A 26,317-nucleotide genomic window follows, 5' to 3' on the forward strand; every position below is an offset into this window, starting at 1 on the left:
AATGGTTCGAGATGCGGTGTATTTTGAGAGTTTTAGGCCGTTATCGCGGGCAATCGCGCTCTTACAGGGCTGCAGGTACTTCGGATTATTCCGAAATACCTCATAAGAGTTCAGTCGGCGAGAAGACTCCGCGTCGAGCGTTCATGATGCAGTCTCAACCCCACTCGTGTAGTCGTACCGTGCACCAGGAGTCCCGAAGAACACGCCGAGCTAAGCCGTCGCACAAGGTCCGCCACTATCAATCAACGTGATGGCCGCCGCGCTCGGGTGATCCTGTTGGCCGCCCAAGGTTGTTCGCGGGTTGAAATAGCCCGTTTGGTATTAAGTGTTCAGGTCCGATGCAATTGAGTGTGCAAATGGATGCAATTGCGCAGCTGCCGGAGGCTGAGTTCGATCTGGGCCGCATTCGGACGTAGCGGTCATAAAATCAGGCACTGCGTTTTTACAGGTTATCCGTGGTGGCATGATTTGCGACTGCTTCGTCCGAATGCGGCCCAAACCGAACGCAGGCTTCGCCAGCTGCTAGGCAAGCAATACGAGTTCGACCCCGGTTTTACGCCAGCATTTCCTGAATTTTCTCTTGCAGGGTATTCAGGTCGAAGGGTTTTTCCAGGATCGGCGCAGTCAGTGTTATGGGGCTGCCAGACTCGCGAATTTCAGCCGCGTAGCCGCTGATAAAGATCACTTTGAGATCTGGGCGAAGCTTGACCGCAGGCTCGGCAATCATCACCCCGGTGATGCCACCGGGCAGTCGATAATCGGTGATCATGATATCCAGGTGCGGTTTACTGGCCAGAATCTCGAAGGCCTGCTCGCCGTTCTCGGCTTGTAACACCCGATAGCCCAGGCCCGACAGATAGTCGGCGAGAAGCATCAGGATTACCGGTTCATCTTCGACGATCAATACGACGTCTTGTGCATCTTCACTCATGGGAAGCCTTTGTTCGGTCAATAGCTGCCTGATACGACCATCCGGTCACTCAGAGGTTGCGTTGCGTGCGGCCGTTTTCTAGAGCGGCAGACAAACACGAAATAACGAGCCTTCGTTGATCTTGCTTTCGACGCTGATAGAGCCACCATGGGCGGCGACAATCTGCTCGGAAATGAACAGGCCGAGGCCCAGCCCAGCCACTACGGTTGTTTCCGACACACGCTCAAACTGCTGAAAAATGCGTTTCTGATTCTCGTCGCTGATACCAATACCATGGTCACGCACCTCGACCCGCGCCTGACCGTCTTCGGTATACACGCGCACCTCGATCGGGCCTTTGCCACCGTAACGCAGCGCATTAGTCAGCAGATTGGACACCACCTGTTCGATGCGGAACTCATCCCAGCTGCCTTCAACCTTGTGGTCCGCAACGAAGTTCAATGACGACTCCACCGCATCGACTTGTGGAGCGAAGTTCTGCAGCAGATTACGCACCAATTGCGCCAGATCAAACCGGCTGGGGCGGATCGACAGCTTGCCGGTGCGGATCCGCGAGACATCGAGCATGTCTTCGATCAGCCGGATCAAGCTTTTGATCTGCCGCTCATCGCGATCAACCATAGCGTGCATCTTGTCCAAGGTAAAAGCCGCAGCGTTGTCACGGGCCAGATGCATCTTGCGCAACTGGGTTTCCAGAATCAGTCCGTTCAGCGGCGTGCGCACTTCATGGGCGACAATCGACATAAAGTCATCGCGCATGCGCACCGCTTGTTCGAGTTCGCTTTGCGTGTTCTGCAATTGCTTGAGCAGTGCTTCCTGCTCGCGGCGGCTCTGCTCCAGTGCTTCGACCTGCTGCTTCATGGCCTTGCTTTGCCGGTAAAGATCGACAAACACGTTGACCTTGCTTTTCACCGCATGGATATCCAGCGGCTTGTGCAAGAAGTCCACTGCCCCGCTTTCATAGCCCTTGAAGGCGTAATTCAACTCACGACCGGCAGCGCTGACAAAAACAATCGGGATGTTCTTGGTTTTCTCGGTACCGCGCATCAGCTCGGCCAGTTCGAACCCATTCATGCCCGGCATCTGCACGTCAAGAATGGCTATGGCGAATTCGTGTTGCAGCAGCAGGGACAAGGCTTCGTCCGCGGACAGGGCTTTATACACCGTGCGGTCTTCACGCTTGATCAGCGCTTCAAGGGCCAACAGATTCTCGGGAAGATCGTCGACGATCAGCAGCTTGGCCTGGATATTACTTAACATGCGATTCGTTCCAGCTCGACCAGCAAACGGCTGATGCCGAGCAAAGGGAGAATGTGATCCGGTTGGTGCAGCGCCAAGGCCGAAGCCGGCATGGTCGAGGCATGGGCTTCGTGCGGATCCTGAACCACGGTCAAGCCGCCACGCAGCTTGACCTGCTCCAGACCCCGCGCACCGTCCTGACTGGCGCCGGTCAACAGCACGGCGACCAGGCTCGGGCCATAGGCATCGGCAGCGGATTCGAACAGATAATCAATGGCCGGGCGCGAATGATGGATGCGGTCTTCCAGGCTCAATGACAGGCTACGGTCCTGCTCGACGGAAAGGTGATAGCCGGGTGCGGCGAAATACAGCGTTCCGGGTTCAATGAAGTCCTTGTCGCAGGCTTCTTTAACCGGCATCGACACCCGCCTGGCAAAGACTTCCACCAATTGGCTGCGGCGCTCATCGGGCAAGTGCAGGACGACGATGATCGGCAATGTAAAACCTTGCCCCAAGGCACTGAAAATGCGCAGCAAGGCCTCGACTCCACCCGCCGAGGCACCCACCACAATGGCCTCAACCCGAGGCAGGGTTTGTCGCTTGGCGAGGCCATGGTTCATAATTTTCGGTAGATCCGTTCTTGTTTGACCAAGGGTTCGAACTGCTTGCCATACCCTGAGAAATCCAGGGTTTCCTTGCTGCCCAGCGCCAGGAAACCACGGTGGCACAGCGATTCATGAAACAAGCTGAAGGCACGATCCTGTAATTTTTTATTAAAGTAAATCAGTACGTTACGGCACGAAATTAATTGAGTTTCTGAGAAGACACTGTCGGTCGCCAGACTGTGATCAGCGAAGGTCACGTTGTCGCGCAAGGTCTTGTCGAACATCGCGTAGTCGTATGCAGCAGTGTAGTAGTCGGCAAACGAACACTGACCGCCAGCCTGCTGATAGTTGCGGGTGTAAGCGCGAACATTTTCCAGCGAGAAGATGCCCTGCTTGGCCTTTTCCAGCGAGTGCGGGTTGATATCGGTCGCGTAGATGATGGTGCGGTCCAACAGACCTTCCTCGCGCAACAGGATGGCCATGGAGTAGACCTCCTCTCCCGTGCTGCAACCGGCAACCCAGATTTTGATCGAGGGATAGGTCTTGAGTAGCGGCACCACTTCCTGACGAATCGCCAGGAAGTGCGCAGGGTCGCGAAACATCTCGCTGACCGGAATGGTCAGCAACTGCAGCAGTTGCATGAACGCCGTCGGGTCGTGCAGCACACGCTCCTGCAATGCGGAAATGGTCTTGCACTCGAACTGGTGCAGCGCGTGGTTGACCCGGCGCTTGATCGAAGCGCCCGAGTAATCGCGAAAATCGTAGCTGTACTTGAGGTAAATCGCTTCGATCAGCAACCGCAGTTCGATCTCGGTATTTCGCTCCACTTAGATTCGTTCCATCTTCGGTAACCACACACGAATGAGCGAAAACAGTCGATCCAGGTCGATGGGCTTGGCCAGGTAATCATTGGCGCCTGCTTGCAGGCAACGTTCCTGATCATCCTTCATGGCCTTGGCCGTCACCGCGATGATCGGCAGTTTGCGCCAGCGCGGATCCTTGCGGATTTCGATGGTGGCTTCAAAGCCGTCCATTTCCGGCATCATCACGTCCATCAGCACCAGGTCGATATCGTCGACTTCATTCAGTTTCTCAATCGCCTCGCGGCCGTTACGGCCAATGACGACGACTGCACCTTTTTGCTCAAGGGCACTGGTGAGGGCGAAAATATTGCGTACGTCGTCGTCCACCAACAGCACCTTGCGCCCCTCGAAGACCTTGTCTCGGCTGCGGGCGGTCTTGAGCATCTTTTGCCGTTCATGGGACAACGTGGATTCGACTTTGTGCAGAAACAGCGTCACTTCATCGAGCAGACGCTCTGGAGAGCGCGCGCCCTTGATGATGATCGAGCGTGAGTATTTGCGCAGCTCAGCCTCTTCATCGCGGGTCAGGTTGCGCCCGGTGTAGACAATCACCGGCGGGAACGAACAGATGTCTTCGGTAGACATGCGCTTGAGCAGATCATTGCCCAGCATGTCCGGCAGCTTCAGGTCGATGATCATGCAGTCGTAGATTGTGCTGCGCAAAAGGTCCAGCGCATCCTGAGCCAGGCCGACGGCGGTGATCTCGATATCCTCATCGCCGATCAGACGGGCAATGCTGTCGCGTTGCAGATCGTCGTCTTCTACCAGCAGCACCCGCTTGACCTTCTGGGTCAACTTGGCTTCCAGGCGCGCGAACACGTCCTTGAGCTCTTCGCGGGTGGTGGGTTTGAGTGCATAACCAATGGCGCCCATGTGCATGGCGGCTTCAACGCGGTCCTCGACGGAAATGACGTGGACCGGAATGTGTCGGGTTTCAGCATGCTCCTTGAGGCGTTGCAGCACGGTCAGCCCGGAGTGATCCGGCAGGCGCATGTCCAGCAGGATTGCGTCCGGGATGAACTGGGTGGCGAGGCTGTAGCCCTCGTCGGCGCCATGGGCTACCAGGCACTGGTAACCCAGTTCGTGGGCCAGATCGAAGAGGATCTGCGCAAAGTTCGGCTCATCTTCCACCACCAGAATGCAGCGGGTGGCAAACGGTGCCTTGTCGCGATCATCGGCGAAACGTGGAATCTCGACTTCGTTTACGACGGGCGAGGGAGAAACCTTGATCGCTACGGGTGCGGCGACGACAGACATGGCCCTTATAAGCCCGGTTGGCTCTTCTCCAGGCTCGACATAGTGCTCAGGCAGCACCAGGGTGAAAATGCTCCCTTGGCCCGGCTCACTGGTGACGCTGATATAACCACCCAACAACGCCGCCAGGTCGCGGGAGATCGACAAGCCCAGTCCGGTGCCACCGTAACGGCGGTTGGTCGTGCCGTCGGCCTGGCGGAAGGCTTCAAAGATACTTTCCTGCTGATCCCCGGTAATACCGATTCCCGAGTCGCGCACGGTGAAGGCAATGCCCTCGCCCGGTTGGCGAGAGACCGTCAGGCTGACGTTGCCGTTCTCGGTGAACTTCAGCGCATTGGACAGCAGGTTCTTGAGGATCTGCTCCAGACGTTGACGGTCGGTGAAAATCATCTGTGGCGCGCCGGCCTGCAGCTCAATCTCGAATTCCAGGCGTTTGTGCATGGCCAATGGCTGGAACATCCCGCGCAAACCTTCCACCAGACGCGCCACATGGGTATTTTCCGGGCGCACTTCCAGCTTGCCGGCTTCGACTTTTGAAATGTCCAGAATGTCGTTGATCAGGTTAAGCAAATCGTTGCCGGCCGAGTAAATCGACTCCGCGAACTTGACCTGTTCAGCACTGAGGTTTTCTTGTGGGTTTTCAGCCAGCAATTTGGCCAGAATCAACGAGCTGTTCAGCGGCGTGCGCAGTTCGTGGGACATGTTGGCAAGGAATTCGGACTTGTATTTGCTTGAGCGCTGCAACTCTAGCGCACGGTCCTCCAACTGGACTTGAGCCTCACTCAATTCGCTATTCTTGCGGTCCATCGCATCGCGCTGCTCAGCCAGGGCCAGGGCCTGTTTGCCCAATTGCTCGTTGGTCTGTTCAAGTTCGACTTGCTGGCTTTCGAGGTGGGTCTGGGACTCTTTAAGGATCCGCGACTGCTCTTCAAGCTCTTCGTTGGCGGTCTTGAGCTCTTCCTGCTGCACTTGCAGCTCTTCATTGAGTTGCTGGGTTTCGGCGAGCACTTCCTGCAAGCGCTGACGATAGCGCGCCGCCTCAATAGAGGTGCCGATATTGCCGGCAATCAACTCCAGCAATTCGATATCGCGGTCGCTCAACGGTCGCAGGAACCCCAGTTCGATAACGCCATTGACCTGGCCATCGTTGTTGGTCGGCACCACCAGCACACTGCGCGGCACGCCTTCACCCAGCCCGGAGCTGACTTTGAAGTAATCCTGGGGCACATCGTCAAGCCGTATCACGCGGTCTTGCTGGGCTGCCTGGCCGACAATGCCTTCACCGCTGAAAATTGCCTGGTCCCGCTCTTCCTGCTCACGGGAGAAACCGTAGGTCGCAACACGCCTCAAGCCACCGTGTTCTTCTCGTACATACATGGCAGCGACGGCGGATCCCAGGTATTGCGCGCAAAACTGCAGAGTATTGCGTCCCAGCAAGTTCAGCGTGAGTTGGCCAAGCACCTGTTCGGCCAGCTCGGTCTGGCCGTTGCGCAGCCAGGCTTGTTGCTCCAGTCGCTGGGCACTGTTTTTCTGCGATTCGATATTTTCACGGTAACTCTTCGAAAGACTCAGCAAATCACGGCGACCGATATAGGCCAGCAAAGCGCTGATGCCGAGTACGAATAATAAATAGAGGGTGACGGTCAGGATGGTGGAGTGGCTGACATCCTCATTGCGGTTGACCCGCAGTTGCTGCTCCAGGGCGACGAACTCGTCATATTCCTTGCGCGTCTCGTCCGTCAAACGCTTGCCCCGGCCCGCTTGTACAACCCCGCGGTAATCACCGTTTTGTCGACGCAGATCAATCATCGACTGCGCATAGGTGTTCCATTCATTCTGCAAGGACTCCAGGCGCTTGAGTCGGCCGACTTGCTGGGGACTGTCCGCAACCAGCTCCTGCAGGCCGCGTAGTTCGCTAATAATCCGCGGTTTGGCCACTTCATAAGGGTCAAGGAAGTGCTCGTCACCGGTGATCAGAAAGCCGCGCATCCCTGTTTCCAGGTCGATGCTCAGCTTCGCCGCCTCGTTGGCGTTATTGATCACTCGGTCCGTGTGCTCGACCCACTGGATCACCGACAGTAAATAGGTGATCAAGGACACAAAAAAGACCGCGCTTAGTACACCCACCCCCAACGGTAGACCGACGTTGCGGCTCAGGAGCTTGCGAAAACCATGCTCATCAACCGAAGACGGAGGGGTCATTTGAAGGCCTTGGTGAAGTGTTAACGGTCACGGAGTTTGACTCAAAGTCGGGCGAAGGAGCTATTTTTCTGACAGCTTAGCGCGCAATTTCCTATGTCGTAGCTGCATAGGGTTCAGTAGACCGATTATTCTTGCAGGCCGTTGTACAGCTATGCTTTTTTTGTACGGCTTCGGGAGCTTGTCGGGGTCTGACAATGACTCAAGCAAGAGGCCGGCCTGTTTCACCGGCCGGCACCCACACGTTCATTTTTCGAGAGCCCCATCATGTCCACCACCGCCTCCACCATCCTGGTAGTCGAAGACGACACCATCGTGCGAATGCTGATCGTTGACGTGCTGGAAGAGTTGGAGTTCAAGGTGCTTGAAGCCGATGGCAGCGAAGTCGCCCTGAGCCTTCTCGAGGACAGCGGACAGACCATCGACCTATTGATGACAGACGTCGGGCTGCCTGGTATGGACGGTAAAGAGCTGGCCACCCGCGCCCGTGAGCTACGACCAGCGCTGCCGATTCTGTTTGCCAGCGGCTATGCCGAAAGTATTGAAGCCCCTGCCGGCATGTCGGTCATCGGCAAACCCTTTTCTATCGATCAACTGCGGGACAAGGTTCGCAGCATGCTGCTTGGCAGGGCGTAGCAGCTGTCGAGTAGAACGAGGCAGCGTTCGGCTGCGAAGCAGCCGTAAAACCCTGCACCTCAGTGTTTCAGATAAACCGCGAGCACAGGTTTACGAGGACTCCGTCCTCGGACGCTGCCATTTCCGGCCGCGAACATCCGCCTTACCTGTGATTTAATTGCGCCCCTCGCGAAACCCTCATCCCCCCTACCCGCTTCAAGGAACCCCCCGCTTATGAGTCAGACCGCCGCAACCAAAGTCCTGGTCATTGGTTACGTCTGGCCCGAGCCACGCTCATCTGCCGCCGGTGGGCATGTGATGCAAATCCTTGAGACTTTCTTGCAACAAGGCTGGGACGTCACCTTCAGCAGTCCTGCGGGCGTCGGGGAACATAAGGCGGACCTGCTTGCGCTGGGCATTCGAGAATGCCCGATCGAGTTGAATAACAGCAGTTTCGATACCTTTGTTGCCGAACTGGCTCCGGATATCGTGCTATTCGATCAGTTCATGATGGAAGAGCAATTCGGCTGGCGCGTAGAGAAACAATGCCCCGACGCTCTGCGCGTACTGGAGACATCGGATCTGCAAAGCCTGCGGCATGCACGTCATCAGCGGCTCAAGGAACGCCTCAAAGCCAGCGATGATCAGGATGACTTCAGTGCGCTGTTTGCCCCTGCCCTGCGCGAGGAATTCATGTACATGGCCGACACTGACCTGGCCAAACGGGAAATCGCCGCACTCTACCGCTGCGATCTCAGTCTGATGGTCTCTGAGGTCGAAATTGAGCTGTTGGTAGAGCAGTTCAAGGTGCCACGTCATTTGCTGCACTGGTGCCCGTTGATGCTCGACCCACCCGCACAGTCATTCGCCCCCTTCGAAGACCGCGCGCACTTTCTGAGTATCGGCAACTTCCGCCATGCGCCGAACTGGGATGCAGTGCTCTGGATGAAAACCACCCTCTGGCCGCTGATCCGTCAGCAACTGCCCGGCGCGCAATTGCATATCTATGGCGCCTACACCCCGCCCAAGGCCACTGCTTTGCACAACGCAGCGCAAGGTTTCCATGTCATGAACTGGGCCGAAGACGCCTTGCAAGTCATGTCCAGCGCGCGGATCTGCCTCGCTCCGCTGCGTTTCGGTGCAGGGATCAAAGGTAAGATTGTCGATGCCATGCTCTGTGGCACGCCCAATATCACCACGCCGATTGGCGCTGAAGGGATGAACGGTGACATGCCTTGGCCCGGTGCGATTACCGAAACCGCGAGTGCATTCGCCGATGCCGCAGTGCAGCTGTATAAAGATCAGAGGCTATGGACTCAAGCTCAGGATCGTGGACGTGAACTGTTGGCCGCCCGGTACCGGCAACAGGTCCACGGCCCTGCGCTGATCGAGCGCATCGTTCTATGCCGGGCGAATCTTGCGCAAGAGCGGCGAAATAACTTCACCGGCAGCATGCTGCGTCACCATCACCATAAAAGCACCCAATACATGGCGCAGTGGATTGAGGCGAAAAACCGCAGCAGTTGAAAGCCCTGATCTGGCGAGGTTCACCGATGAGCCGTTCGAAAGCGGTCATCAGGTATTCACCGGGCTGAAGGCCCTGGTTGGATCTTCGCTGACGGTTAAGACGTCATCGCGAACAAGCCCGCACATTTGATCGCATTCACCTCCCGCACGACACACATCCAGTGTGGGGGGCTGCGTTGCGCTTGCTCACGATGGCAGACGATCAATCTCCCCATACATCAAACGAATCCCACCCACTGAGACAACTGCAACCCTACCCCGAAAAACAAATCGTTAGCCTGCTTCCTTTTATTCTGCGCCCACGCCATGATGCAACTCTCCAACCGCCCGCCCGCGAACGACCCTCATGTCTGCGCAACAAACGCCCACATTCAGCTCCATGGCGATCACCCTGCAGATCGTCTCCATCGTTTTCTATACCTTTATCGCATTCCTGTGCATCGGCCTGCCGATCGCCGTGCTGCCCGGTTACGTCCACGAACAACTGGGGTTCAGTGCTGTGGTGGCCGGGCTGACCATCGGCTCGCAATACCTCGCGACCCTGCTCAGCCGCCCCATGGCGGGACGCATGTCGGACAGCATCGGCACCAAGCGCGCGATCATTTACGGCTTGGTAGGGATTGTCCTGAGTGGCGGGTTAACACTTATTTCTACCTTGCTGCAAAGCTTGCCGCTGCTGAGTCTGCTGATTCTGATCGGCGGCCGCTTGCTGCTGGGTATCGCCCAAGGCTTGATCGGGGTCGGCACCATCAGTTGGTGCATGGGGCAGGTCGGCGTGGAGCATACAGCTCGCTCGATTTCATGGAACGGCATCGCGTCTTATGGCGCCATCGCCATTGGCGCGCCGCTGGGAGTGGTGATGGTCGGCGAACTGGGCTTTGCCAGTCTGGGCATCGCCCTGTCGCTGCTGGCGGCGGCGGCTTTGCTACTGATCCGTAACAAACCTTCGGTTCCAGTCATTCGCGGCGAGCGTCTGCCCTTCTGGGACGTGTTTGGGCGCATTGCCCCGTACGGTGCCAGTCTGAGCCTGGCGTCTATCGGCTATGGCACCTTGACCACCTTTATTACACTCTTCTATGTCAGCCGTGGCTGGACCGGTGCCGCGTACTGCCTGACGGTATTCGGGATGTGTTTTATTCTGGCGCGTCTGCTTTTTATCTCCAGCATCAATCGGTTCGGTGGTTTCACATCGGCGATCGCCTGTATGTGCATCGAAACCGTGGGGCTGGTATTGCTCTGGCTTGCCCCCTCGACAGGCGTTGCCTTGATGGGCGCCGGGATGACCGGATTCGGTTTGTCACTGGTCTACCCAGCCCTCGGGGTCGAGGCGATCAAGCAAGTACCGAGCACCAGCCGCGGCGCGGGACTGAGTGCTTATGCGGTGTTTTTCGATCTGGCGCTGGCAATTGCCGGGCCATTGATGGGCGCCGTGGCGCTGAACCTGGGGTACTCGTGGATTTTTTTCTGCGCAGCGTTGTTGTCTGTCACCGGGCTGGGGCTGACCTTGCTGCTCAAACGCCGGTCTGCGTAGGAGCCGCCGCTATTGATCAGCGGTCTGCAACCCTGCCCTGCTTGGCTTGCCCAGCGTATTGGAAAAGAATTGGCCGGCTTCAGAGATCAAGTTACGGTGAATGTCTTCGCGGTCGACGCCGGCAGCGTCGGTACACAACGCAGGCATCGCTGCCAGTTGCTCCTCTGTACAGGGAGCCATGAACACAAAATGCCCGGCACCGGCCAGTAACTTGAAGTCAGGAGCAATCGGCAGTTTGCGCGCCAGCGCAGCGGCGTTTTTATCGATCGCCACCAGTTTGTCGCCGTCGCCACTGTAAAGCAGCACTGGTACATGTACATCGGCCAGTGTATGACGACCAAACTTCAGGCTCAGCGGCGCCATCAGTAACAAGGCGTGAACCCGCGGGTCGGCAACGGGCCGCAAGTCATCACGATCGACGATCAATTCACCCTGGGTGTTGCAGGCGTCGTTGTCGTCGGGGCGCTCCTGGCAATAGCGGCGCAGGCGATCCAGGTCCGGCGTGGCACCGGAGAGGATCAACGCGGTTTCGCCGCCGGCCGAATAGCCAATCACGCCAACCTGATCGGCGTTGACGAACGGTGACAGCATCGGGTCAGCCAGGGTCGCAGTAATCGCTTCGGAAATCTGGATCGGCCGGCCATACAGGTTGCTCAACGTGCCAAGGCGACTGTGATCCTTGTAGTTGTCGCCGGGGTGAATCACCGCGACCACCACAAAGCCTTTGCGCGCCAGTGACGTGGCGAGGTAGTGCAAGGCCAGGGGGGTTCCGGTATTGCCGTGGGACAGCATCAGCATCGGAAACCGGCCAATCGCAACTTTGGCGTCTTTGGTGGCTTCGATCTTATAACCCTCAACCTTGCTTGAATGCTCTATGCCAGTCGATGGGTAGAAGGCAATCGCCCGCATCGGCTGCAAATCCAGCGGATCGAGAAAGCTCATCTCATGGAAGCCGACGCTCCAATGCGGGGGTGGCGCAGGCGCGGCTTGCACTGTATTCAGGCTGCTGAGCAGGCAGATCAGTAACACTGCACTAAGACGCATCATCGGATGCCCCACCTTTGCTACGTAATAAGAAAGCCCGTTTTTTGCTGCCATCCCTTACAGCCAAGGCTTTGTGCCAGTCTTGGCCGCTTCTGAGGCGTGCGCAGCGCGGGGTCGGTAACCCATGACTGCATAACCTGGGCCAAAACCTGAAACATCAGAAACAAAAAAACTCCGTACTCTGACCATTTACTGGTGGCCAGAATACAGAGTTTAGTGGGTGTTACTTGAGCTATTTGAGTTTTTACACAAGCCTTACGCGGCAGCGAACAACTGCTCGCTGATTTGCGCCTGAGCATCGCTCATGGCTTTAACGCGGACTTCGTCACCGTAGGCCAGGCCGTGGGCACGGACGAACTCGATGTCCGTGATGCCCATGAAGCCGAACATGACTTTCAAGTACTCTTCGTGGCCGACGCCGGTGGCCTGGCCAACGTGCAAACCGCCGGAAGTCGAAACCACTACGACTTTCTTGTTACCGCACAGGCCTTCAGGACCAGCTTCGGTATAACGGAAGGTCTGGCCGGCAACCGCAATACGGTCGATCCAGGCTTTCAATTGGGTCGGAATGGTGAAGTTGTACATTGGCGCGGCGATCACCACAGCATCAGCCGCGAGGAATTCGGCCAGAGTCGAAGCGCTCAGCTCGGCTTCATGCTGCTGTGCGGCGTTACGCAGTTCAGCGGTAGTGCCAGCGGCAACCAGGGTGTTGGCGGAAAAGTGGCTGATGGCATCGCTTGCCAGGTCGCGGTAAGTCACCACGGCTGCCGGTTCAGCGGCTTGCCAGGCTTGAACGACACTGCGGCTGAGCTGACGGGAAGCCGAGTTGTCGCCCAGGATGCTCGAATCGATATGCAAGAGTTTCATGTGGGATCTCCAAGTGAGGATCGCCACAGGGCGATCAAGTGAGGACAATCCTACAGATGAAACCAATAGCTGATTAGCCGGCAATAATGCGATAGTTCGTCCCACTGATAGAACAGTCGAGTCCTGACCATGCAAGACCTCAATGACCTCTACTATTTCGCCAAGGTCGTGGAAGCCGGTGGTTTCGCCGCCGCAGGGCGTTTGCTGGGTATTCCAAAGTCGCGTCTGTCCCGGCGCATTGCCGAGTTGGAGGAGCGACTGAACGCCCGTTTACTGCAGCGCACCACGCGCCAATTGAAGTTGACCGCAGTCGGTGAGCGTTACCTGCGGCATTGCCAAGCCATGCTACTGGAAGCGGAAATGGCCGACGAAGCGGTCGCCAGCATGTCCAGTGAACCTCGCGGACGCCTGCGGGTGTCGTGCCCGGTTGGCCTGGCCCATGAGTTTCTGCCTACGGTGATCAGCACTTTTCTGGAGAAGTTCCCCCTGGTTCAGCTTGAGATGATGTTACTCAACCGCCGGGTTGACCTGGTGACCGAGGGCATCGATGTTGCCTTGAGAGTGCGTGAGCTCGGGGATGAGGATCCGCTACTGGTTACCCGCCGCCTGCGCCAGGCCCAAATGGTGATGATCGCAAGCCCGGCCTTTCTGCGCGAGCGGGAAATAAACAGTCCTGACGATTTGAAGAACGTCCCGGTGCTGGGCGCGCTGGAAGCCGACCGCATGGTGCATTTGCGCATGCTCGATGAGCACGGAAAAGTCTGCGATCTGACCCTTGAAGCGCGTTTGGGGATTGATGATTTCATTGTGCGCAAAGCCTGCACGCTGGCGGGTTTGGGGTTCACTATCCTGCCGATGATGTATTGCGAACAGGAACTGGAAAACGGCCAGCTGGTTCAGCTATTACCCCAGTGGTCGCTGCCTGGCGGCTGGCTGCTGGCGGTCTACCCTCATCGACGCGGCCTACTGCCCGCGGTGCGCGCCTGGATTGATCATTTGACCGAATCGTTCAAAAGCTGCGGAGATCGACTGCTATGAAAGCCAAGCTCATGACGGAAGAGGATGTGGCGCACTTCTGCCTGGCACTGCCCGGCGCCAGGGAAGATTACAAATGGGGTGGTGTGCGGGTGTTCTCGATTGCCGGGAACAAGATGTTTGCGCTGCAGAACCTGCGGGGTGCGTCGCTAGCCTTCAAGGTCGATAAAGAGCTGTTTCTCGGGCATGTCGACCGTCCGGGCATTCATCCTGCGCCTTATCTGGCGAGGGCGCAGTGGATCATCATGGAAACGCCCTACCCGCTGGCCACCGAAGAGCTGCAAGGCTTGCTGCAACGCTCCCATCAATTGGTCGTCAGCAAGTTGCCCAAGCGCGTGCAGATCGGATTACAGCTCTAGAACAAGGAGAACAGGCTGGCGCGGAGGAACAACTGATCGACCCAGAATACCTGGTGCAACAGCACGATCACCCAGAACACCAGTTGATACGAGACCTTGCGCGTCTTGTGCCGAAATAACTGTTGTGCCAACAAAGCCCCGGGCCAGCCACCGGCAAGTTCCACAGCGTGCAGAACGTTTTCCGGCGTCCGCCAGCTGTCGGCGCGGGCCTTGCGCTTGTCGTTCCAGTACAGGAAGAACGCCAGCAGGCTGACGATCCCGTAGGCAGCCAAGGGAATAATGGAAATCCCGCGCAGCCACAACATTGCCGATCCGAAACAGGGCAATGTGCACAACGCCAGAAAAACCAACCCTTTGAATCGCGGGTTCTGAACAGCAACCCCGGGCTGTTGCCCGGAGTTGTTGCGCGGCCGTGGTTCGGTCAAGGTTTGGCTGCCGCCCAGTCGACCCAGCCGAACTGCCAGGTGGCGAGAATCACCAGGCCAAAGGCAATCCGATACCAGGCAAACGCTGCGTAGCTGTGGCTGGCAATGAACTTGAGCAGCCCCTTGACCGCAATCATCGCGAAGATGAACGCGGTGACGAAGCCAATGGCGAAGACCGGAAAGTCATCGGGCTGAAACAAATGACGGTACTTGAAGCCCGAGTACACCGCCGCACCGACCATGGTCGGCATTGCCAGAAAGAACGAAAACTCCGTAGCGGTTTTGCGCGAAAGGCCAAACAGCAAACCACCGATGATGGTCGAGCCGGAGCGCGAAGTTCCGGGAATCATCGCCAAACACTGGGCAAAGCCGACTTTCAACGCATCTTTCCAGGTGATTTCGTCGACGGTTTCGGCATGTACTTGATGTTGACGTTGCTCGGCCCAGAGCATGATGATCCCGCCCACCACCAGGGCTGTGGCGACGGTAATCGGATTAAACAGGTACTGGTGAATCAGGTCGGCGAAAATCACCCCCAACACCACGGCTGGCAAGAACGCGATCAGCAGATTGATCGTGAATCGCTGGGCATTGCGTTGTGTCGGCAACCCGACAACAACGTCGAGGATCTTGCGGCGAAACTCCCAAACCACCGCCAGAATCGCCCCGAGCTGGATGATGATGTTAAAGGCCATGGCCCTTTCACCACCAAAATTCAGCAAGTCCGCGACAATAATCTGGTGTCCGGTACTGGAAATGGGCAAGAACTCAGTCAGCCCCTCTACAACCCCTAAAATCAATGCCTGAGCGGCGGTCCAAAGATCCATCTATCCCCCATGAAGCAATGCCTCCAGGCACGCCTCGTTAATATTTTCCATAGCGTTCACTGCAATAGCGCAGCTGAATTTCTGCGCACACAAAATCAACAAAAACCGTAAAAATCCTTGTAAAAACAAGTCGAATTCAAGTTTTTTTATGCGCGGCCGAAATGCTACCAGACATACCCGATTAACGCTGTAGCGTTAGTAGACTTGGGTCGGATTGGCCCACACCCCAAAGCGTATCTAAAGGCTGGCGGGTATTTATTACAAGAGTAAGAATACGCGGGGATGGGTTATCAATAGCTTGCGCGGTGTGTCACAGGCGCATGGGGTCGAGGACTTCAACTCCGGGTGTAACCCGCCTGGACCAGAACGCTGCGCCCCCCTGTAGGAGCAGCCGGTCGACGCTCGATTGCTCGCGATGGACTCAAGGGCAGCGCGTTTATTCAGAAAACACGCGTCTTCGTTAACGTCTATCGCGAGCAAGCTCGCTCCTACACTCCCATCAGCAGCGAACCTTTCGTACCGGCGCTGACGTGCGTTGACGGGTTTCCCATGCTTGGGCAAGACCGACGAGCGCATCGGATGCGGGCAGCATCTTGCGCCCACGAACCAGGTCGGCGGCTCGTTCGGCAAGCATGATAGTCGGGGCGTTGAGATTACCGTTGGGCTCGCTCGGAAACACCGATGAGTCGATCACCCGTAACCCTTCGATACCCCGTACACGCAATTGCGAGTCAACCACCGCCATCTCGTCCTCACCCATGCGGCATGAACCGCAGGGATGGTAGGTGCTCTCCAGATTTTCGCGGACGAACGCATCGATCTCTTCGTCAGTATTAACCAGAGGGCCGGGCGCAATTTCGCCATCACGGAAGCGATCCATCGCCGGCTGCCCGATAATTTCCCGGGTGAGACGAACACAGCGTCGGAACCCCTCGCGATCCTCTTCACGTTGCAGGTAGTTGAAGAGAATTTCCGGGTGTTCGTAAGGGTCGGCCGAGCGAATCCGCACATGGCCCCGGCTCTTGGGTTTGTTCGGCCCGGTGAGCACCATAAAGCCGTGCCCCTTGATGGGTTTGTTGCCGTCGTAACGCATCGCAGCGGGCAGAAAGTGAAACTGGATGTCGGGCCAGCGCAGCCCCTGCTCAGACCGAATAAAACCACCGGCCTCGAAGTGATTGGTCGCACCGAGCCCGTCCTTGCGCAGTAACCAGCGCAGACCGATCAACAATTTGCTGAGCGGGTCCATTTTGCTGTTGAGCGTCACCGGCTCCTTGCAGCCGAACTGGATGTAAATCTCGGAGTGGTCCTGCAGGTTTTCCCCGACACCAGGGAGGTGATGTTTGACCTCCACGCCGGCTTTCTTGAGCACCTCGGCCGGACCGATACCGGAGCGTTGCAGCAAGTGAGGGGCGCCAATCGGCCCGGCACAGATCAATACTTCTTTGTTGCAATGGACGGTATGGGTCTGGCCTTCGCAATCGTAGATGACCCCCACCGCCCGCTTGCCGTCGAGGATGATCTGACGGGTCATCGCTTTGGTGACCACGGTCAGGTTGGGCCGCTTCATGGCGGGTCGCAGATAGGCATTAGCGGTGGAACAGCGCACACCGTTTTTCACCGTCATGTGCATGGCGCCGAAGCCTTCCTGCATAAAACCATTGCAGTCGTCAGTCTTGATATAGCCCGCCTCGGCTCCCGCATCGACCCACGCCCCGTACAGCGGGTTTTTCATGTGATTGCCGCTGGTGGTGTGCAAGGGCCCGGAACCGCCCCGGTAATCGTCACCGCCCGCCTCGCAGCTTTCGGCGCGTTTGAAATATGGCAGGCAATTGCGGTAGCCCCACCCCTTGGCACCCAGCGATTCCCACTCGTCAAAGTCCAGCGCATGACCACGGATGTACACCAGCCCATTGATGGACGAAGAGCCACCCAGAACCTTGCCTCGCGGGCAGTGGATTCGACGTCCGTTGAGGTAGGGCTCCGGCTCGGTCTCGTAGCGCCAGTTGTACTTCGTGGTGTTCATCGGGATCGAAAATGCACTCGGCATCTGGATCACCACGCTGCGATCGCTACCACCGTATTCCAGAACCAGAACGCTGGTGTCGCAATCTTCAGTCAGACGGTTGGCCAGCACACACCCGGCAGAGCCCGCGCCGATGATGATGTAGTCAAATTGTTGGATCGCCATGGTTATCTCCCAAAAGTCTTTTCGCTGAGCAGCGGCGCAGGTCGTGAAGCCTTCTTGTCCCCGGTGGTGTAATGCGGGCACGTCTTCTCGATGCTCTGGATCACCGCTTCTTCGCGTTTCAAGTCAATCGAACGACTGAGCCAGTAGTACGCCAGTCCCGACACGATCAACCCTACAAGCCAGGCGACGTCGATGTTGCCGAGTGCTTTGGCGAGAGGGCCGACATAGACTTCCTTCTGCGCCACGCCGTCGAAGATGTAGAAGAACGGGATCATCGCGACGAAGCCAATCGCATACGAGGCGATACCGCGCAGGCCCCAGCTGCCATAGAGGGTGTTGTGCGGCGTGAAAAAGTGCGGGATGGCATAGCGGCCCCTGCGCACGAAGAAGTAGTCAGTCAGGTTGACTGCGGTCCAGGGCACCAGGAAGTACAGCATCACCACCAGGTAGATCCCGAGCACCGACAGGCCTGTGTCCGAACCTTGAATGCTCAGCGCCACGCCCAGCTGTAGCAGGATCACGAAACCAATGGCGAGGATGCGCGCCTTGCGTGTCGGTTCGATGTGTTTGATCGAGTCGACACAGGTCAGCGTGGTCAGCTTCGCACTGTAGATATTCATGGCGATGACCGGCAGGAACGCCAGGATCGTCACGACCACCACGACGGTGCCAATAATTGGCGACACGGTGTTGCCCACTTGCCCCAAGGCGACCAGTACATCAGTTGCATGCAGGTGATCGGCCAACCAGCCACCCACGGAGATCATCCAGGCACCGGACAGTGAGGCGCCGAGAAAGACCACCGCGATCAATTTGCCGCTGGGGGTGTTCTTCGGCAGGTAGCGCGAATAATCGGAAACATAGGGCGCGTAGGCGATGTTGTAACTCGCCGCTGCGGCAAACTGGGTGATGAAGCCTGTCCAGTTGAACCCTAAAGGTGCCGGAGCAACTTCGCCAGCGGCGAGTAGCGGCATCGGCGCATCGGGCACCCAGTGCATCAGCACCGCCAACGTCACCAGACCGTAAAGCGGAATCGACAGGTACAGCGCCCACTTGAAGCTGCGATGCATCCAGTCATGGCCGAGGATCGCCAGTACTGTCGCTGGCACCGTCACGGCTACCGCCACCACTATCGGGTTGAAACCGAAGAGTGCTTTGAGCCCCTGCATCATCAACACCAGGTTGACGATATTGAAGCCGGCGAAGACAAACAGCGTCGCCAGCAGTACCAGAATCACCCCGCGATAGCCGAACTGCGCCCGCGACTGGATCATCTGCGGCAGCCCAAGGTGTGGCCCCTGTGAACCGTGAAACGCCATGAACAACGTGCCGAACATGATGCCCAGCGTGCCGGCCAGGGTAGTCCATAAGGCGCTCAAGCCAACACTGGGGCCGACGAAGCCGATGGTCATGGTAAAGAAGGTGAAGTTGCCGAGGAACCAGAACGGTCCCTGGCTCGACAGTTTGTCGGTTCGTTCGCTTTCAGGGATGAAGTCGATCGAATGCCCTTCGACGGCTAACTTGTCGTCGCGAGGAGACGCTGTGACGGTGAGATCAGGATTAGTGTGCATGACGTACTCTTATAATTATTGAAGATCATGACGAGATAACTGCAATCTTTCGGGTGAACGGCGCCGCCTATTCACCTTTGGTAGAAAGACCTTTGGTAGAAAGCCGCGTCCTTGCCGTTCACGCCTGCGGCGCGTCATGCGTCAGGCGTGAACAAGCTTCAACCGATGATCAGGGCAGGGTTATCCAGACCGCCTTGGTCTCCAGCAAGTAATCGAGTTGCTCAGCCCCCAGGTCCTTGCCGAACCCGGACTGTTTGTAACCACCGAACGGCATCGAAGGGTCGATGGTGCTGTGGGCATTGACGTATACCGTCCCCGCCCGCAGCCGTGGAATCAGGCTGTGTACCCGGCCCAAGTCGTTGGAATACAGCGCGGCGGCCAGCCCATAGGGCGAGTCGTTGGCCAGAGTCAGGGCCTCCTCTACATCGTCGAAGGGCGCGGTGACCAGCACCGGACCAAAAATCTCCTCCTGGACGATACGCATGTCATTGCGGCAATGGGCGAAGATCGTCGGTTCGACAAAGTAGCCTGGGCCATCGACCGGCTGACCGCCGTAGACCAGTTCGGCACCTTCACGCTTGCCGATGGCGATGTAGTCCGTCACTCGCTCCTTTTGCAACGCCGACACCAATGGGCCGATGAAACAGTCGGGATCCAGTCCCGGGGCCATCTTCAACGTCCGGGTGTAGTCGATCAGCTCACGCAAGAACTCGTCGTAAATGCTGCGATGGACGTAGGCGCGGGTACCGGCGTCGCAGACCTGACCCGAGTTGAAGAACACTCCGTTGGCGATCGCTTGGGCTGCTGCCGGCACATCTGCATCGGCCAGCACGATAACCGGGGATTTTCCTCCGAGCTCGAGGGTTAGTCGCTTCATTTCGTCCACCGCTGCCCGCCCGACAGTGCGACCGACCGGGGTCGATCCGGTGAAGGTCAGTTTGTCGATGCCGGGGTGCGTCGCCATCGCCGCACCGACCACGCTACCGCGCCCGGTCACGATGTTGATCACGCCGTCCGGGATGCCCGCTTCCTGCACCAATTCAGCGAAGCGCAAGGCCGACAGCGACGTCAGCTCGGCGGGTTTGACGACGACTGTACAACCGGTTGCCAGCGCGGCACCGAGTTTCCAGGCCATGGTTTGCAGCGGGAAATTCCACGGCACGATGGCGCCGACCACGCCCACCGGTTCCTTGCGCGTATACGCCAGGTAGTTGCCCGGCAGAGATGGCTCGACGGTGCGCCCGTGAAGCTTGGTCGCCCAACCGGCGAAATAACGAAGCGTGTCGACCGTGCCCTGGATATCGACATCCCGCGCTTGAGCGGCTGACTTGCCCATGTCGATGGATTCGATTTCAGCCAGTTCGACGGCATTGGTTTCGATCAGATCAGCCAGGCGATGCATCATCCGCTCGCGTTCCAGCGGTTTGGCCTGACGCCAGGCGCCGCCGTCAAACTGGGCGCGGGCGGCTTGCACGGCGCGATCCAGATCGTCGGTGGTGCCCATGGGAATACGGGTGATCAAGCCTTCGGTCGACGGCTCGATGACATCGGAGGTCTGTCCGTCACTGGCTTCGACCCACGCGCCACCGATAAACATCTTCTGGACCTTGCCGAGGAAGGTTTGGGTGGCTTCGGATACACCGAATTTCTGCAGATACTGCTTAACGATCGTGTCCATTATTATTCTCTCTGGCCGGCGGTTACATTCGCGCCTGGCCACTGCCGTGGTTCAATGATCGCCCCGGCCTAGCACTGAGCCGGGGGTATTTCGTCAATCACATAGCCCGTGCTTTGGCTCGCTCGTGGTAGATGAAGCCGATGCTGTTTAGCAGCAGTTGCGCGGCGAGAATAGAGGTAACCCCGGCCGGGTCATAGACCGGCGCGACCTCCACCAGATCCATCCCGATGATGTTGCCTTTGCTGCGTTTGGCCAGGGCCTGGATGATTTCCAGTACTTCGTAATACAAGAAGCCGCCATGGCTGGGCGTACCCGTGCCCGGTGCGATGGACGGATCGAAACCGTCGATGTCGATCGTGATGTAGTAATTGACGCCCTGCGGAATCAGCTCCAACACGCCCTCAGTGCCAAGCCGACGGACATCGCGGACCGAAAGGATCTTCGAACCGGCGGCATGCGCAGCTTCATAGTCATCGCGATTGGACGACGAGACGTTACGGATGCCCATCTGGGTCATGCCGACGATGTGATCCATTTCCGAAGCGCGCCGCAGCGGGTTGCCATGCCCATAGCGAACACCATGACGCTCATCGACGAAATCCAGGTGAGCGTCGAAGTGCACGATATGAATCGGCCCCTTGCCCTCGAAGGCCTTGATCACCGGAGCGTGGACCGAGTGGTCGCCGCCCAGGACCACCGGCATGGCGCCTGCCTGGAGAATCTTGCGCACGGCAAACTCGATGTTGTCGTTACTGGTCTGCATGTCGGTATGGACGATATCGGCATCACCCACATCCACCATTCGCACGTCATCGCGGGTCAGGTAGAGCACGTCATCTTCATGGTCGTAAGCACCGGCATGACCGAAGGAGAACAAGGTCGATGCTTCACGAATCCCGCGCGGGCCAAAGCGAGCGCCGGAACGCCACTGAGTCCCCATGTCGTTGGGAGCGCCGAGGATGGCCACGTCAGCATCCAGTGCATCCCAATCGGTGCAGATCGGGGACTTGGCAAAGGTGCAGTGGCCTACGAATGGAAGGTTCAAGCGGCCGGATTCATAACCGTGCTTAGACATGTCGATGCATCTCCGTTCTTATTTTTTGGCGAGGGCGGAGCTGGTAAGTCACCGCCGTTGGAGTGACTATGAGCGCCGGATTTCAGAGAAAAAATGCTAACTATCCGATACTCACATCGGCATCGGCGATGCATCGACAAGCAGGAGGTTGGGGTTGAATCAGTTGCACGACGTGGACTTGAAATTGCTCAGGGTGTTTGCCGCCATCGTCAAATGCGGCGGCTTTTCCGCTGCCCAGGCGGCGCTGAATGTCGGCCAGTCGACCATCAGCGAACAGATGAGCCAGCTGGAAACCCGGCTCGGCGTGAAGCTCTGCCAACGTGGGCGCAGTGGCTTTCGCCTGACCGAACAAGGCGTGGCGGTTTACGAGTCGAGCCAACGCCTGTTGGCGGCCGTGGACAATTTCTGCCTGGATACCGATGTGCTCAAGCAGCACATCACCGGTCAGCTCAATTTGGGCATTATCGATTCAACCATCACCGACCCCGACTCACCTCTGCCAAAAACCACCCAGCGCTTCGTCTCCAGAGGGCACGATGTGCACCTCAACGTGTATGTCGGCACACCTGCGGAGCTGGAGGAGCGAGTACTTGATGGCCGTTTGCATCTGGCCATCGGGCACTTTCCGATCCACGTCCCCGGCCTGGAGTATTTATCGCTCTACCAAGAAGCTCTCGGACTTTACTGCGGTCGGCGTCATCCGCTGTTTGGCTGCAAAGCCGAGAGTGACGAGCTGCTCGAGGAGATCGGCGAGAGCCGTGTCGTCGCCCGGGGTTTCATGCAGCAATACGACCTTGAGCATCTGGGGGTCAGCAAAGCCGCAGCCACCGTCGACAACATCGAGGCGCTGGCCATTCTGATCATCTCGGGTGCCTATCTCGGCTTTCTGCCCATGCACTTCGCCGCCCAGTGGGTCAAAACCGGCGACATGCAGCAACTGGCACCGCAGAGCCTGCGACTGATGTCGCCGTTCGATGTCATCACTCGGCGCGGCGTCGCCCCGCCGCCGATTCTGCGGGTCTTCCTTGAAGACCTGGCGGCCACTGCACGCAATGAGGCCCATGCCTGAGTACCCGCGAGTCACCGGCGCTGGCAGCCACGTGTCAGCCACCCGGTGACAACCTCCTCGCCATAATCGAATGAGTCCCGGCATACTCATTCGCCTCAATGATCCGTTCGTATTCTTTTCAGGTTCCCTATGCGCATCCACGTCACGTTCATCGACCGCGTCGGCATCACCCAGGAAGTGCTCGCCTTGCTTGGCGCACGCAAGCTCAATCTGGATGCGGTCGAGATGGTCCCGCCGAACGTGTATATCGACGCCCCGACCCTCGACGCCGATGTACTGGGGGAACTGCGCGATGCCTTTTTGCGGGTGCAGGGTGTACAAACCGTGACGGTGGTCGACATCCTCCCCGGTCAACGCCGACGCCTGCAACTGGATGCCTTGTTGGCGGCCTTGGCCGACCCGGTATTGGCGGTGGATGGCGGCGGCCATGTGCTGCTGGCCAACCCGGCATTGATCGCGCTGTGCGGTCGCGAACCGATCGGTGAACCACTGACGGCGCTGTTCGACGATCAAACCCTGCAAGCTCTGCTGATCGAACACGGTTATCGCCTGCCGATGCGTGAAGTGACCCTCAACGGCCAAAGCTTGCTGCTCGATGCCATGCCGATCAGCGAAACCGGCGACCAGGGCAAGCAGCCGCTGGCGGGGGGGCTGCTGACGTTGTATTTGCCAAACCGCATCGGGGAACGCTTGGCCGCGCTTCATCACGACCACGCTGAAGGTTTCGATTCGCTACTGGGCGACTCGTTGCCAGTGCAAGCCCTGAAAACCCGGGCTCAACGTGTGGCCGCGCTCGACGCTCCGCTACTGATCCAGGGCGAAACCGGCACCGGTAAAGAGTTGGTGGCCCGCGCCTGCCACGCTATCAGCGCGCGGCGTGACTCACCGTTCCTGGCCCTTAACTGCGCGGCAATGCCCGAGAGCCTGGCCGAGAGCGAGTTGTTTGGCTATGCCCCGGGCGCCTTCACCGGCGCGCAACGTGGAGGCAAACTCGGGCTGCTCGAACTGGCGAACAATGGCACGGTATTTCTCGACGAAATTGGTGAGATGTCGCCCTATCTGCAAGCCAAACTGCTGCGCTTTTTAAGCGATGGTTGCTTCCGCCGGGTCGGTGGTGATCGCGAAGTAAAGGTCAACGTGCGCATCCTCAGTGCCACCCACCGCGATCTGGAAAAAATGGTCAGCGAAGGCAGTTTTCGTGAAGACCTGTTCTACCGGCTCAATGTGCTCAATCTGGAGGTGCCACCGCTTCGCGAGCGCGGCCATGACATCCTGTTGTTGGCCCGGCACTTCCTGCAGCAAGCCTGTAGCCAGATTCAACGTCCCACCTGTCAGTTGGCTCCCGGGACTTACTCCGCGTTGCTCGGCAACCGCTGGCCAGGCAATGTACGTCAGTTGCAGAACATCATTTTTCGCGCCGCGGCGATGTGCGAGAGTCCGCTGGTGGGTATCGAGGACCTGGATATCGCCAGTACTGCAGTGGCGTGGCAACAGGACGGTGAAATCGGCAGCCTGGAGGACGCGGTCGAAGGTTTCGAAAAAAATCTTCTGCAACAGCTCTACAGCAGTCATCCCTCTTGCCGTCTATTGGCCGCACGTCTACAGACCTCCCACAGCGCCATCGCTCAGCGGCTGCGCAAATATGGTATTCCCGGCAAAGCCTGATCATGGCGCCGAACCCCTGTAGCGAAATCGCGACAGTGTATGGAATTCAAGACAGTCCCGCCCATCGCTCCTCCCTCGCGACGTTACGCAAACCGTAGCAGCTGCCGTAGGCTGCGTCCGGCTGCGCAGCAGTCGCAAATCCTGCTTCTACAGTTTGTCTGGAATACCGCAGTGCCTGATTTTACGACTGCTGCGCAGCCGGACGCAGGCTTCGCCAGCTGCTACGGGGGAAGCGCTGAACCTGAAATTGCTTAACTGACGGGCATTGGGCCTTGCATCGTTAAGCCTTGTTCAATAAAAGCCCTGTATTGAAATCAGTACACTTGTATTCACGTCACCTCTCTCGAGTAATCGATAAGCTATTGATATAAAACAGGTATATGCAACTGGCACCTGACTTGCTATAGAACCTGTTCAGTCAGGCTCGCTGCCCAGCCACCGGTAGCGGTCACTCACAATAATCCAGAGGAATGCGCCATGTTCAGCAAGCACGACCAGATCAAAGGCTACGACGACCCGTTGCTGGCAGCGATGAACGCAGAAGAAGCCCGGCAAGAGCATCACATCGAGCTGATCGCCTCAGAGAACTACACCAGCAAACGCGTGATGGAAGCCCAAGGCAGTGGCCTGACCAATAAGTACGCCGAAGGTTATCCTGGCAAACGCTACTACGGCGGCTGCGAGCACGTCGATGTGGTCGAAGCACTGGCCATCGATCGCGCCAAACAGCTGTTCGGTGCCGACTACGCCAACGTCCAGCCGCACTCCGGCAGCCAGGCCAACGCAGCGGTCTATCTTGCGCTGCTGAACGCCGGCGACACCGTACTCGGCATGAGCCTGGCCCACGGCGGTCACCTGACCCACGGCGCCAAGGTCAGCTTCTCCGGCAAGCTCTATAACGCTGTGCAGTACGGCATCGACACCGCCACCGGGCTGATCGATTACGACGAAGTCGAGCGTCTGGCGGTCGAGCACAAACCGAAAATGATCATCGCCGGGTTCTCGGCGTACTCGAAAACCCTGGATTTCCCACGCTTCCGTCAGATCGCGGACAAAGTCGGCGCCTACCTGTTTGTCGACATGGCTCACGTCGCCGGCCTGGTGGCTGCTGGCCTGTACCCTAACCCGCTGCCGTATGCCGACGTGGTTACCACCACAACCCACAAAACCCTGCGCGGTCCTCGTGGCGGTTTGATCCTGGCCAAGGCCAACCCGGACCTTGAGAAAAAACTCCAGTCCGCAGTATTCCCCGGCGGTCAGGGCGGCCCGTTGATGCATGTCATCGCCGCCAAAGCGGTGTGCTTCAAGGAAGCGCTGGAGCCCGGCTTCAAGGTCTATCAGGCACAAGTGATCCGAAACGCCCAAGCGATGGCCAAGGTCTTTATCGAGCGCGGCTACGACGTGGTCTCCGGCGGTACCGACAACCACCTGTTCCTGGTCAGCCTGATTCGCCAAGGCCTGACCGGCAAAGACGCCGACGCCGCCCTTGGGCGCGCCGGAATCACCGTGAACAAGAACGCCGTACCGAACGACCCACAGTCGCCATTCGTGACCTCGGGCCTGCGGATTGGCACCCCGGCGATCACCAGCCGAGGCTTCAAGGAAGCCCAGTGCATCGAGCTCACGGGCTGGATCTGCGACATCCTTGATCACCTTGGTGACGCCGATCTCGAGGCGCGAGTCGCCCAAAAAGCGGCGGCGTTGTGTGCGGACTTTCCGGTCTACCGCGACTGAAGCAACGGGCTACGGT

The 26,317-nt window shown here is 58.1% G+C and carries 21 protein-coding genes and 1 pseudogene; 9 read left to right on the forward strand and 13 right to left on the reverse strand.

Annotated elements, in window-relative coordinates; genetic code table 11:
• Positions 1 to 189: 189 nt before the first annotated feature.
• A pseudogene (locus tag ACZYSM_RS10705) lies at positions 190 to 318 on the forward strand (IS630 family transposase); the annotation flags it as partial.
• 235 nt (positions 319 to 553) lie between these two features.
• Here ACZYSM_RS10705 and ACZYSM_RS10710 read toward each other — a convergent pair.
• The 5 genes from ACZYSM_RS10710 to ACZYSM_RS10730 form a co-directional block, all read right to left on the reverse strand.
• The gene (locus tag ACZYSM_RS10710; protein WP_489071464.1) at positions 554 to 931 is read right to left on the reverse strand and encodes a response regulator; all 378 of its coding nucleotides are present in this window, start codon (positions 929 to 931) and stop codon (positions 554 to 556) included.
• A 78-nt stretch (positions 932 to 1,009) separates the two neighbouring features.
• Complete coding sequence (locus ACZYSM_RS10715; RefSeq protein WP_489071465.1) at positions 1,010 to 2,191, reverse strand: hybrid sensor histidine kinase/response regulator; 1,182 nt, start codon at positions 2,189 to 2,191, stop codon at positions 1,010 to 1,012.
• Positions 2,185 to 2,790: a chemotaxis protein CheB gene (locus ACZYSM_RS10720; RefSeq protein ID WP_489071466.1), complete on the reverse strand. Its 606-nt coding sequence runs from the start codon at positions 2,788 to 2,790 to the stop codon at positions 2,185 to 2,187. The genes ACZYSM_RS10715 and ACZYSM_RS10720 overlap by 7 nt, the downstream gene beginning before the upstream one ends.
• Positions 2,787 to 3,602 carry a CheR family methyltransferase gene (locus ACZYSM_RS10725; RefSeq protein ID WP_489071467.1) on the reverse strand — a complete coding sequence of 272 codons (816 nt, stop codon included), beginning with the start codon at positions 3,600 to 3,602 and terminating at the stop codon, positions 2,787 to 2,789. Before ACZYSM_RS10725 ends, ACZYSM_RS10720 begins: the two co-directional genes overlap by 4 nt.
• Positions 3,603 to 7,094 carry a response regulator gene (locus ACZYSM_RS10730; RefSeq protein WP_489071468.1) on the reverse strand — a complete coding sequence of 1,164 codons (3,492 nt, stop codon included), beginning with the start codon at positions 7,092 to 7,094 and terminating at the stop codon, positions 3,603 to 3,605.
• 264 nt (positions 7,095 to 7,358) lie between these two features.
• Between ACZYSM_RS10730 and ACZYSM_RS10735 the strand changes: the two genes are divergently transcribed.
• The 3 genes from ACZYSM_RS10735 to ACZYSM_RS10745 all read left to right on the forward strand — a co-directional run bounded on the left by ACZYSM_RS10735 (position 7,359) and on the right by ACZYSM_RS10745 (position 10,764).
• Complete coding sequence (locus tag ACZYSM_RS10735) at positions 7,359 to 7,727, forward strand: response regulator (RefSeq protein WP_489071469.1); 369 nt, start codon at positions 7,359 to 7,361, stop codon at positions 7,725 to 7,727.
• Between the two features lie 213 nt (positions 7,728 to 7,940).
• Positions 7,941 to 9,233: a glycosyltransferase gene (locus ACZYSM_RS10740; protein WP_489071470.1), complete on the forward strand. Its 1,293-nt coding sequence runs from the start codon at positions 7,941 to 7,943 to the stop codon at positions 9,231 to 9,233.
• 346 nt (positions 9,234 to 9,579) lie between these two features.
• A complete protein-coding gene (locus tag ACZYSM_RS10745) occupies positions 9,580 to 10,764 on the forward strand; it encodes an MFS transporter (RefSeq protein WP_489071471.1) in 1,185 nt (394 codons plus the stop codon).
• A gap of 9 nt (positions 10,765 to 10,773) precedes the next feature.
• Here the strand turns inward: ACZYSM_RS10745 and ACZYSM_RS10750 are convergent, their stop codons facing one another.
• Together ACZYSM_RS10750 and ACZYSM_RS10755 are read right to left on the reverse strand one after the other, a co-directional pair.
• Positions 10,774 to 11,811 (reverse strand): alpha/beta hydrolase family protein, encoded by a 1,038-nt coding sequence (locus ACZYSM_RS10750; protein ID WP_489071472.1) that lies wholly within the window; start codon positions 11,809 to 11,811, stop codon positions 10,774 to 10,776.
• 252 nt (positions 11,812 to 12,063) lie between these two features.
• On the reverse strand, positions 12,064 to 12,675 hold the full coding sequence (locus ACZYSM_RS10755; RefSeq protein ID WP_489071473.1) for an FMN-dependent NADH-azoreductase: 612 nt from the start codon (positions 12,673 to 12,675) through the stop codon (positions 12,064 to 12,066).
• 129 nt (positions 12,676 to 12,804) lie between these two features.
• Here ACZYSM_RS10755 and ACZYSM_RS10760 point away from each other — a divergent pair, with 129 nt between their 5' ends.
• Together ACZYSM_RS10760 and ACZYSM_RS10765 are read left to right on the forward strand one after the other, a co-directional pair.
• Entirely contained in the window at positions 12,805 to 13,713 is a 909-nt protein-coding gene (locus ACZYSM_RS10760; protein ID WP_489071474.1) for a LysR substrate-binding domain-containing protein, read from the forward strand.
• Entirely contained in the window at positions 13,710 to 14,069 is a 360-nt protein-coding gene (locus tag ACZYSM_RS10765) for an MmcQ/YjbR family DNA-binding protein (RefSeq protein WP_489071475.1), read from the forward strand. Before ACZYSM_RS10760 ends, ACZYSM_RS10765 begins: the two co-directional genes overlap by 4 nt.
• On the opposite strand, the gene ACZYSM_RS10770 is transcribed toward ACZYSM_RS10765, so the two are convergent.
• The 6 genes from ACZYSM_RS10770 to speB form a co-directional block, all read right to left on the reverse strand.
• Positions 14,066 to 14,494: a DUF1294 domain-containing protein gene (locus ACZYSM_RS10770; RefSeq protein ID WP_489071476.1), complete on the reverse strand. Its 429-nt coding sequence runs from the start codon at positions 14,492 to 14,494 to the stop codon at positions 14,066 to 14,068. The genes ACZYSM_RS10765 and ACZYSM_RS10770 overlap by 4 nt on opposite strands.
• Complete coding sequence (locus tag ACZYSM_RS10775) at positions 14,491 to 15,321, reverse strand: undecaprenyl-diphosphate phosphatase (protein WP_489071477.1); 831 nt, start codon at positions 15,319 to 15,321, stop codon at positions 14,491 to 14,493. The genes ACZYSM_RS10770 and ACZYSM_RS10775 overlap by 4 nt, the downstream gene beginning before the upstream one ends.
• A gap of 499 nt (positions 15,322 to 15,820) precedes the next feature.
• Positions 15,821 to 17,509 (reverse strand): choline dehydrogenase, encoded by a 1,689-nt coding sequence (gene betA, locus ACZYSM_RS10780; RefSeq protein WP_489071478.1) that lies wholly within the window; start codon positions 17,507 to 17,509, stop codon positions 15,821 to 15,823.
• 2 nt (positions 17,510 to 17,511) lie between these two features.
• Positions 17,512 to 19,080 carry a purine-cytosine permease family protein gene (locus tag ACZYSM_RS10785; protein WP_489071479.1) on the reverse strand — a complete coding sequence of 523 codons (1,569 nt, stop codon included), beginning with the start codon at positions 19,078 to 19,080 and terminating at the stop codon, positions 17,512 to 17,514.
• A gap of 169 nt (positions 19,081 to 19,249) precedes the next feature.
• Positions 19,250 to 20,758 carry an aldehyde dehydrogenase family protein gene (locus ACZYSM_RS10790; RefSeq protein WP_489071480.1) on the reverse strand — a complete coding sequence of 503 codons (1,509 nt, stop codon included), beginning with the start codon at positions 20,756 to 20,758 and terminating at the stop codon, positions 19,250 to 19,252.
• Between the two features lie 97 nt (positions 20,759 to 20,855).
• Positions 20,856 to 21,833: an agmatinase gene (speB, locus tag ACZYSM_RS10795; RefSeq protein WP_489071481.1), complete on the reverse strand. Its 978-nt coding sequence runs from the start codon at positions 21,831 to 21,833 to the stop codon at positions 20,856 to 20,858.
• A gap of 154 nt (positions 21,834 to 21,987) precedes the next feature.
• On the opposite strand from speB, the gene ACZYSM_RS10800 reads away from it, so the two are divergent.
• The 3 genes from ACZYSM_RS10800 to glyA all read left to right on the forward strand — a co-directional run bounded on the left by ACZYSM_RS10800 (position 21,988) and on the right by glyA (position 26,301).
• Positions 21,988 to 22,902, forward strand: a complete 915-nt coding sequence (locus tag ACZYSM_RS10800; RefSeq protein WP_489071482.1) for a LysR family transcriptional regulator — start codon at positions 21,988 to 21,990, stop codon at positions 22,900 to 22,902.
• A 129-nt stretch (positions 22,903 to 23,031) separates the two neighbouring features.
• Positions 23,032 to 24,567, forward strand: coding sequence for a sigma 54-interacting transcriptional regulator (locus ACZYSM_RS10805; RefSeq protein WP_489071483.1), 1,536 nt, complete (start codon positions 23,032 to 23,034; stop codon positions 24,565 to 24,567).
• A gap of 477 nt (positions 24,568 to 25,044) precedes the next feature.
• Positions 25,045 to 26,301 (forward strand): serine hydroxymethyltransferase, encoded by a 1,257-nt coding sequence (gene glyA, locus ACZYSM_RS10810; RefSeq protein WP_489071484.1) that lies wholly within the window; start codon positions 25,045 to 25,047, stop codon positions 26,299 to 26,301.
• Positions 26,302 to 26,317 lie beyond the last annotated feature (16 nt).

This window comes from Pseudomonas sp. F220 (assembly GCF_057813935.1).